We start from the raw sequence: 8813 nt of genomic DNA, 5'->3' as shown, positions 1-8813 counted from the left end.
GGCTGGGCGTGCGCGCCCGCGCGCTGGACGCCGAGCAGGCTCGGGCGCTGAGCGCCGCCGCCGGCTACCACGGCGGCCTGCTGTTCGAAGACGGCGGCCAGATCGACCCGCTGGCGCTGGCGCGCGGCCTGGCCGAACGCTGCCGCCGGCGCGGCGTGGTGCTGCTGGAGCGCTGCCCGGCCAAGCTGGTGGAAGCCAGCCCGCGCGACGGCATGCACGTGATCCGCACCCCGCGCGGCAGCCTGCGCGCCGGCCGCGTGCTGATGGCGGGCAACGCCTACAGCCGCGACGGCGTCGCCGAAGTCGCCCGCCACAGCGTGCCGCTGACGCTGGCGCTCGGACAGTTCGAACTGAGCCCGGAACAACAGGCGCGGGTGCTGCCCGCCGACATCCCCTTCTCCGACAACCGCCGCGACATGTGGTTTTTCCGCAAAATGCCGGAAGGCCAATTGCTGACCGGCCTGTTCGCGCTGCGCGCCGACGCCGAAGCGGAGCAATACGCCGCCGCCTTGCGCCAGCGCGTCCGCGCCGTCTTCGGGCTGGAGCTCGACGCCGCGCCGCGGCTATGGGCCGGTCAGGTCGGCCTCACCCCGTCCGGCCTGCCCAGCCTGCGCCGCGTCGGCGACGGCGTCCTGGCCTGGACCGGCTGCAACGGCCGCGGCCTGGCGCTATCCTTCATGCTGGGCCGAACCCTGGCGCGCCAGCTGATAGGCGCCGGCCCGGCCCTCTTGCCCTTCAACTCGCGACCGCTGCGCGGCCGCGCGCTGCTAAAGTGGATGGCCGAAACGGCCATCGCCCACGACCGCCGCCGGCGCGCCCGGCTCGCGCAGACCGAAGCGCCTACGCAAAAGGACACCCTCCAGTGAGTTCATGCGCCTTCCATTATCAGGAATACTGCTGTAGCCGCCCCGAGCTGATAGACCGGATGATCGCCCGCTACCCGCTGGCGCTGATCAGCAGCGAACACCAGGGCCGGCTGCACGCCAGCCACATCCCGCTGTTCCGCGTCGCGGACCGCAGCCTGTTCGGCCACGTCGACCGCCGCAATCCCCAATTCCAGGGCCGCGGCCGCTTTCCCGCGCATCTGGTGTTCATGGGCCCGCAAAGCTATATCCCGCCGGAAGCCTACCGCAGCCGGCTGCTGCCCACCTGGAACTACGTCGCCGTGCATATGGACGTCGAAATCGAAGTGCTGGACGACCTGGAATCCGCCCGCCGCGCGCTGAGCGACACCTGCGAACGGCTGCAGCCGTCGCAAGCGCCGTTCCAGTACGAGGCCGCCGATCCCCGGGTGATCGCCAACGCGCCGCACATCCTCGGCCTGCGCGTCCATGTGCTGCGCGAGGAAGGCCGCTTCAAACTGTCGCAGGATAAAAAGCCGGAAGACCAGCAAGCGGCGCTGGACCATCTGCTGCGCCGCGACGAAGCCGGCGAGCGCGCGCTGCTGGACGCCTTGCTGCGCTTCGCCGAAACCGCGGAGCCGGCGCATGGCTGAACCCTCCGCCCTGAGCCGGCGCTTCATCGATCAGGGCGTCGTGCTGGACCCCGGCCAGCGCCGCGCCGCCGACGCGCTGGACGCGCTGCGCCTCCAGGCGCGGCCCGGCCCCGCCTGGCCGCTGCGCCGGCCGTCGCCGCAAACCGGCGCCTACCTGTGGGGCGAGCCCGGCCGCGGCAAGACCATGCTGATGGACGGCCTGTTCGCCTTGTCCGCCGAGCCGGCGCAGCGCATCCATTACCACCAGTTCCTGCGTGATCTGCACCGCGGCCTGGCCCAGGCCGGCGGCGAACAAGCCAACTACCTGCCGGCGCTGGCGCGGCGCGTGGCCGCGCAAAGCCGTTTGTTCTGCCTGGACGAATTCCATCTGCACGACATCGCCGACGCCATCCTGATGGAGCGTTTTCTGACCGTTCTGCTGGAAGAGCGGGTGCGGGTGATCCTGACCTCCAACTACGCGCCGGAACAACTGCTGCCGGACCCGCAGCTGCACCGTTACGCGCTGCGGGTGATCGCGCTGATCCAGCGCCATATGCAAGTGCTGCACCTGGACGGCGAGCGCGACTACCGCTACCGCGAAGCCGCCGCCGGCGAACACTATCTGCACCCCTGCGGCGCGGACACGGAACAACACCTGCGCCGGCTGCTGCAAGAACAGGGCCGGACCGTGGGCCCCGCCGCCGCCGTCTCCCTGTCCGGCCGGCCGCTGCCCGCGCGGGCGCATAGCCCGGACTGCGTCTGGTTCGATTTCGAAACCCTCTGCCTGGGCCCGCGCTCGCATCTGGATTACCTGGAAATGTCGGAACGCTGGCACACCGTGGTCGTCTCCGACATCGTCCAGGCGCAGCTGAACAAGGCGGACGGCCTGCGCCGCTTCATCTGGCTGGTGGACGTGCTCTACGACCGCCGCCAGCGCCTGCTGCTGATCTCGGAACGCCCGATCGAAACCATGTTGCGCGAAATCACGCTGTCGGCGGACACCCACCGCACGCTGAGCCGGCTCGCCGAAATGCAATCCGCCTCCTTCGCCGCCGCCACCGCCATCGAAATGAGCCCCCTATGCCAATAGTCAGAATCGAAGACGCCGCCGCGCGCACGCCGGCCCAGCGCCAAGCCATCGTCCACTGCGTCTACGACGCGCTGCGCGCCGTGTTCGGCGTCAGCGACGAAGAGCTGCAAGCGCGCTACCAGCGCTACGCGCCGGAAGACCTGCTGCCGCCGGGCGGCGATCCGGACTACCTGCACATCGAAATCACCGTCTTCGCCGGCCGCAAGCCGGAAACCAAGAAAAAGCTCTACGCCAGGCTGGCCGCGGATCTGGCCGCGCTGCTGAACATCGCGCCCGCCTCGGTGCTGATCCTGCTGCGCGAAGAAGCCGCCGACAACTGGGGCATGCGCGGCGGCCAGGCCGCCAGCGAAATCGATTTCGGCTACGCCATCGCCGTCTGACGATGGGCCAAGACCAGCAGGCCCTGCGCCAAACCCTGGGCAGCTTCGCCACCGGCGTCGCCGTCGCCTCCGTCCTGGACCCCGAGCGCGGCCCGCTGGGGCTGACCATCAACGCCTTCAGCGCGCTGTCCCTGGAGCCGCCGCTGATCCTGTGGTGTCTGCGCCGGCAATCGCGCGCCGCCGCCAGCTTTCTCTCCGCCGATCGCTTCGGCATCCAGGTGCTGAGCCGGCAACAACTGGACCTGTGCCGGCTGTTCGCCGGCCCCGATCTCGACGAGCGCAAGCGCGCCCAGTTCACGCTGCGGCGCCACGGCGCGCCGCTGATCGACGGCGCCGCCGCCTGGCTGGCCTGCCGCCGCAAAAGCCATTATGAAGAAGGCGACCACCTGATCTTCATCGGCGAGGTGCTGGAAACCCATCACGACCCCGCGCGCCAGCCGCTGGTCTACTGGCGCGGCCGCTACCATCAAACCCATCCCCTAGCCCCTCTGGAACCGCAAACATGACGCAAAACAGCAAACACGTCCTGCGCAGCCTGATAGCAAGCCGCTCCGGCCTGCTGGTGCCCGGCGCCTACAACGCCCTCAGCGCGCGCCTCGTCGAAGACCTCGGCTTCGGCGCCCTCTATCTGACCGGCGCCGGACTGACCAATATGCAGCTGGGTCTGCCCGACCTGGGCTTCGTCGGCCTGAAGGAAGTGGCGGACCAGACCGCCGCCATCCGCGACGCGGTGTCCATCCCCATCATCGTCGACGCCGACACCGGCTTCGGCAACGCGCTCAATGTGCGCCGCACCGTGCGCGTGCTGGAACGCGCCGGCGCCGACGCCATCCAGCTGGAAGACCAGGTCCTGCCCAAGAAATGCGGCCATTTCGCCGGCCAGAGCCTGATCAGCGCCGCCGAAATGTGCGGCAAGCTTCAGGCGGCGGCGGACGCGCGCCAGGATGAGAACCTGCTGATCATCGCCCGCACCGACGCCTGCGCGGTGGACGGCATAGACGCCGCCATCGAACGCGCCGGCCGCTACGCCGAGGCCGGCGCCGACGTGCTGTTCATCGAAGCGGTGCGCGAACTGGACGACATCCGCCGGCTGCCGGCGCTGTTCGACCGCCCCTTGCTGATGAATATCGTCATCGGCGGCAAGACCCCGGCGCTCAGCGCCGCCGATCTGAAAGAACTGGGCTACGGTCTGGTGCTGTACGCCAACGCCGCGCTGCAAGGCGCGGTGCTCGGCATGCAGCGGGCGCTGGGCGCGCTGTCCCGCGACGGCATTCTGCAAGAAGACCCGCAACTGGTGGCCCCGTTCGCCGAACGTCAGCGCCTGGTCAACAAGCCGCTCTACGACGAACTGGACGCGCGCTACGGCGCGGCCGGGCGGGAGTGAGCGCGGCCGGGCCGCGACGAAGGGCGGGCGCCCAGCCCGCCCGTCTATTGGATTTCGTCCTTGATGAAATACAGCTCGTGGTCCGACTTCAGACCCAGCTTCTTGATCGCGGCCTGTTTCTGGCCGCTGATGGTCTTGATGCTCTTGGAGAACTTGTCCGCGATTTCGCTGACCGTCATGCCTTCCAGAAAACAGCGCAGCACCTCCAGCTCCCGCGGCGACAAGGCGGACAGGCGGACCACCCGGTCCATCGCGTCCGGCGCATGCGTGGAACTGTCGGCGGGCACGCTATCCGCCTGCTGGGCCTGCGCCAATTCCAGCGCCATTTCCGCGGTCAGATACACGCGCCCTGACGCCGCCACCCGGACCGCCCGCACCAGCTCGTCCAGGTCCTGCTGTTTGCCGACGAAGCCGCGCGCGCCGGCCCTCAAAGCCAGGGACACCGTGGCCGTGTTGTAATAAGAGGACATGATCAGGATCACCACCTCGGGAAAACGTGCGCGGATGGCGCGGATCAGGTTCAAACCGTCCATGTCCTGAGGCTGCAGCGCGTAATCCAGCACCAGCACGTCCGGCCGCTCATGATTCAAGGCCGCCAGAAAAGAGCGGCTGTCGCCGAAGCTGCCCGCCAAGACGATATCGCCCTCCTGCGACAATCTAAAGCCCAAGCCCTGTCTGACCACCTCGTGGTCGTCCAATAACATCACTTTGATTTTTCTTTTCTTCATTCCTCCTCCATGGCGATAAAAATCACTTCAGCATCAATTCAAACTCCCGCTCTTTGAAAAGCACGTCCCAATATAGCATGCGCCGTCAGCACGCCGCAGCCGGCCCCTCTCTCTTTCAAAACCCGCCGCAATATTTCAAGCGCCAACTTTGACCCATGATAAAACAAGGCAAAACAATTAAGACGCCGGACACCAATATCATGCAATAAAATCAAGCAAAATAAATATTTCTCAAAAGATCAAAATACAAAAACATACTCTGCGCGCGCAAACGCGCTTGCGCGCCGGATTGATAAAAAATGCTAAATGCCCGGACAAATCGGCGTCAACAAGACCATTCTCAAAGCCGGGCGTTCGCTAAGCGCTTATTTTCCAGGTAAAATAAGCCGCATGCAATTAACCGCCTTCCAGAACGCCGCATCGCCAAAACGGCCGGACCGACTATAATGCCCAAGAAAACACAGCAAAGACGGCGGCCGCATGGCAAACAATACAGCTAAGCAATCTATTCTCCCCTTTGCCGCCCCGCCCCTGCGCCCGCTCCTTAATACCGCGTTTCACGCCCTGCTTTGGTCCGCGCTGTTTATTATCTGGCTGGGCGCATCCAGCGCGGCCAGCCAGGCGGAGCCGCCGTCCTATACCACGGAAGAAATCGCCTGGATCAAACAGCACCCCACCATCTACTATTCCATCGATCCCTACTGGCCGCTGGAATATATTGAAAACGGCAGCCACAAGGGGCTGAGCTGCGCCTACCTGAAAGCCATTGCCCAAAAGAGCGGCCTGCGGTTTCAATTAGTCGCCGCGGCGAACACCCAGGACATGATAGGCAAGTTGAAAAGCGGGCAGATCTATCTGGCCACCATGGGCGCGACGCAGCTGATTCCCAAGGAATATGGCATACCGCTGCTGAATAGCCAGCCCTACGCCTCCACCGCCACCATCATCATCACCAAGGCCGGCGCCGAAGGCTTGTTCAACCCGTCCCAACTGGAACGCAAGGCCGTCGCGGTCAAGGGCGGGGGCGGTTATGAGCAGTATCTGCGCGCGCACTACCCTTATCTGCAACTGGTGCTGATCAACGACCCGGTGGCGGCCTTGAAGGCCGTCGCCGACGGCAAGGTGTTCGCCGCCATCGGCGCGGAAATCGTGTTCCGCCCGGTGTTGCAGGGACGCTTCCCCAAAACCCTGCAAATCTCCGGCACCATGCCGGAAATGTTCACCGGCCTGAACATCAAGGTGGCGCAGCAATATCCGGAGCTGCGCTCCATCATCGACAAGTCCCTGCTCCAGCTCAGCCCGTCCGAGACCGACGAGATTTTTGACGATTGGGTCGCCGACATCGACTTCGGCAAACCGTCCATGCATCAGATCAGCCGCTACTACCTGCCGGAAATCCTGCTGGTGATCTGCGTGCTGTCGGTGATGGTCTTCCTGTTCACGCAGGCCCGCTGGGCCAAACGCCGGGCGGTGGCCAGCGAGGAGGCGAAGTCGAAATTCATCGCCATGATGAGCCACGAAATCAGAACGCCGATGAATGCGATACTCGCCGCCATCGAACTCCTGCAGCAAACCCGGCAAAGCAAGCAGCAGCAGGAGCTCGCCGCGCTGGCCGGCTCCTCCGCCCTCAATCTGCTGGAGCTGCTGGACGATGTGCTGGACACCGCCAAGCTGGAAGCGCGGCATCTGGCGCTGGAAACACTGCCCACCGATCTGCTGGAACTGGCCAGAGGGATCAGCGACAGCCAACGCCTGAGCGCCAGCCGCAAAGGACTGGAACTGACCCTGGCCGCGGACGGGCTGGAAAACCGCCTGTTGATCCTGGACCCGTTGCGCATGCGTCAGATCATGACCAATCTGCTGTCCAACGCCATCAAATTCACCGATCGCGGCGAGGTGGCGCTCTTGATGCAGTTCAATCTGCAAAGCGCCAAATCCGGGAAGCTTCTGGTCACGGTGCGCGACACCGGCGTCGGCATCGCCAAGGCGCAACAGGAAAAACTCTTCCGCGCCTACAGCCAGGCGGAACGCTCCACCAGCCGCCGCTACGGCGGCAGCGGCCTGGGCCTGAGCATCTGCAAGCAATTGATCGAGCTGATGGGCGGCAGCATTCTGCTGGAGAGCGCCGAGGGCAAGGGCACCGCCGTCAGCTTTGTCCTGCATGTCGATGTCGCCGAACCCTCCGCCGCCGACGCGCAGGCCCCCGCCTCCGGACCCGCGCCCGACGCCCTGCCGCCGCAACGCCTGCTGGTGGTGGAAGACATGGAGGTGAACCAGCAGGCCATCCGCCGGCAGCTCGCGCAGCTGGGCTGCGACGCCGTCATCGCGGAAGACGGCCAGACCGCCTTGCGGCTACTGCGGCAAGGCGAAGCCTTCGCGATGATCCTGATGGACTGCAATCTGCCCGGCATCGACGGCTACGAAACCGCCAGGCGCATCCGCCAGTTGGAGGCGGAACGGAATCTGACCTTCACCCCCATCATCGCCATCTCCGCGATCACCGATCTGGCGCACAAGAACCGCTGCATCGCCAGCGGCATGGACGGTATGCTGTCCAAGCCGCTCAGCCTGCGGGATATCGAGGACATATTGCGTTTGTGGTTGACGACGGAAGGCGCCGCGCCGCCGCCGCTCGCCCTGCCCGCCTCGGCGCTGGACCTGGCCCGGCTGTACAGCCGCAGCGCGCGGCAGGACCTGCTCCAGTTCCGGCAAGCCGCCGCCAACCAACTGCCGGACATCATGCTCCACCATGTGCACCGGCTCAAAGGCGGCGCGCTGACGGTGGGCGCGGAGCCCCTGGCGCGGCTGGCCGCCCGGATGGAGCACGCGCTGCGGACGGAAGGCGAGCGCCCGGAGGAGGAAGCGCTGCTGGCCTGGCATCGGGAGTTCGAGCAGGCCTTGGCGCAATGGCGGCGGCAAGAAGCGCCCGAGGACGACGCCTAAAGCCGTTCAAAGCCTCGCAAGCAAGGACGAGACAAGGCCTTGCGGCGGAAGAAGCGGAATGGCCGGACGACGCATGGGCGTTTCGAAGCGGTTTTCAACGCCGTATCGCCGACGCGCGGCAGATCGTAAACAGGCTCTTAGCCCTGCTCGCCCGCGCACTGATCCACCACCACCCGGATCTCGTCGCCCAGGCCCACCCGCACCAGCGAGCGCCCCGTCAGCGGCGCCAATCGCGCCGCGCTGCCGGGCGCCTGTATCTTGGTGCTGCCGGTTTTGCCGCCGCAGGCCTCGTCCTGCAGCAGCCAGAAAGCCGCGTTGCCGGTATTGCGCAAAACACCGTGATCCAGATGGAAGTCCAGATAGGCCGCGCGCGGCCGGACAATCAACACGCTGCCCAGCGCCAGCGGATAATCCACCCAAGCCCCGGCCCGGCGCGCGCCCTGCGCGCCGGCCGCCGCCACCTCCACCACTTGCAAACGATAGTAGCGCTCCCGCCCCTCCATCGCCGCGCCGCGGTAACGCAGCTTGATCGCGCCGCTGGCGCCGGCCTTCAAGCTCAAACGCGCCGGCGCCGCGTCCACCGTGGCCGGTTCGGCGTCCTCGCCCGCGCCGGCCTCCAGGCCGGCCAAGGGCCGCAGAACGATGCGGTAGCTGTGCGGCTGCCGGGAATCGTTTTTCAACTCCACCCGCATCTCGTTCCGGTCGGCGTCCAACTCGATCACCGGGGCCATCTGCAAGGACCAGGCCGACATCGCCGGCAAGGCGCACAGCAGCGCCGGCAAGGCCTTTCGCATATTCATGAACATCTTCGTTT

9 protein-coding genes are annotated in these 8813 nt (G+C 66.2%); 7 read left to right on the top strand and 2 right to left on the bottom strand.

From position 1 onward, the window contains the following. From NK214_RS05790 to NK214_RS05765, 6 genes are all read left to right on the top strand, one after another. Positions 1-866: FAD-binding oxidoreductase (locus tag NK214_RS05790; protein WP_253313945.1), on the top strand; the 866-nt coding region annotated here is incomplete at its 5' end. Next, the gene (locus NK214_RS05785) at positions 863-1495 is read left to right on the top strand and encodes an FMN-binding negative transcriptional regulator (protein ID WP_253313944.1); all 633 of its coding nucleotides are present in this window, start codon (positions 863-865) and stop codon (positions 1493-1495) included. The genes NK214_RS05790 and NK214_RS05785, both read left to right, overlap by 4 nt. After that, on the top strand, positions 1488-2564 hold the full coding sequence (gene zapE, locus NK214_RS05780) for a cell division protein ZapE (protein ID WP_253313943.1): 1077 nt from the start codon (positions 1488-1490) through the stop codon (positions 2562-2564). The genes NK214_RS05785 and zapE overlap by 8 nt, the downstream gene beginning before the upstream one ends. Next, positions 2555-2944 carry a tautomerase family protein gene (locus NK214_RS05775; RefSeq protein ID WP_107800885.1) on the top strand — a complete coding sequence of 130 codons (390 nt, stop codon included), beginning with the start codon at positions 2555-2557 and terminating at the stop codon, positions 2942-2944. The genes zapE and NK214_RS05775 overlap by 10 nt, the downstream gene beginning before the upstream one ends. A 2-nt stretch (positions 2945-2946) precedes the next feature. Beyond that, on the top strand, positions 2947-3450 hold the full coding sequence (locus NK214_RS05770; RefSeq protein WP_107800886.1) for a flavin reductase family protein: 504 nt from the start codon (positions 2947-2949) through the stop codon (positions 3448-3450). Continuing rightward, entirely contained in the window at positions 3447-4328 is an 882-nt protein-coding gene (locus NK214_RS05765) for an oxaloacetate decarboxylase (RefSeq protein WP_235085959.1), read from the top strand. The genes NK214_RS05770 and NK214_RS05765 overlap by 4 nt, the downstream gene beginning before the upstream one ends. A 44-nt stretch (positions 4329-4372) precedes the next feature. On the opposite strand, the gene NK214_RS05760 is transcribed toward NK214_RS05765, so the two are convergent. After that, positions 4373-5056 carry a response regulator transcription factor gene (locus tag NK214_RS05760; RefSeq protein WP_107800888.1) on the bottom strand — a complete coding sequence of 228 codons (684 nt, stop codon included), beginning with the start codon at positions 5054-5056 and terminating at the stop codon, positions 4373-4375. Positions 5057-5536: 480 nt separating this feature from the next. On the opposite strand from NK214_RS05760, the gene NK214_RS05755 reads away from it, so the two are divergent. Then, on the top strand, positions 5537-7999 hold the full coding sequence (locus NK214_RS05755; RefSeq protein ID WP_253313942.1) for an ATP-binding protein: 2463 nt from the start codon (positions 5537-5539) through the stop codon (positions 7997-7999). Positions 8000-8136: 137 nt separating this feature from the next. Here NK214_RS05755 and NK214_RS05750 read toward each other — a convergent pair whose 3' ends face one another. Then, positions 8137-8799 (bottom strand): hypothetical protein, encoded by a 663-nt coding sequence (locus NK214_RS05750; RefSeq protein WP_227105474.1) that lies wholly within the window; start codon positions 8797-8799, stop codon positions 8137-8139. Positions 8800-8813: the final 14 nt, after the last annotated feature.

Origin of the sequence: Chromobacterium sp. S0633 (assembly GCF_024158805.1) — a bacterium.
Classification (GTDB): domain Bacteria; phylum Pseudomonadota; class Gammaproteobacteria; order Burkholderiales; family Chromobacteriaceae; genus Chromobacterium.
This window is presented reverse-complemented; position numbering and strand designations above follow the sequence as displayed.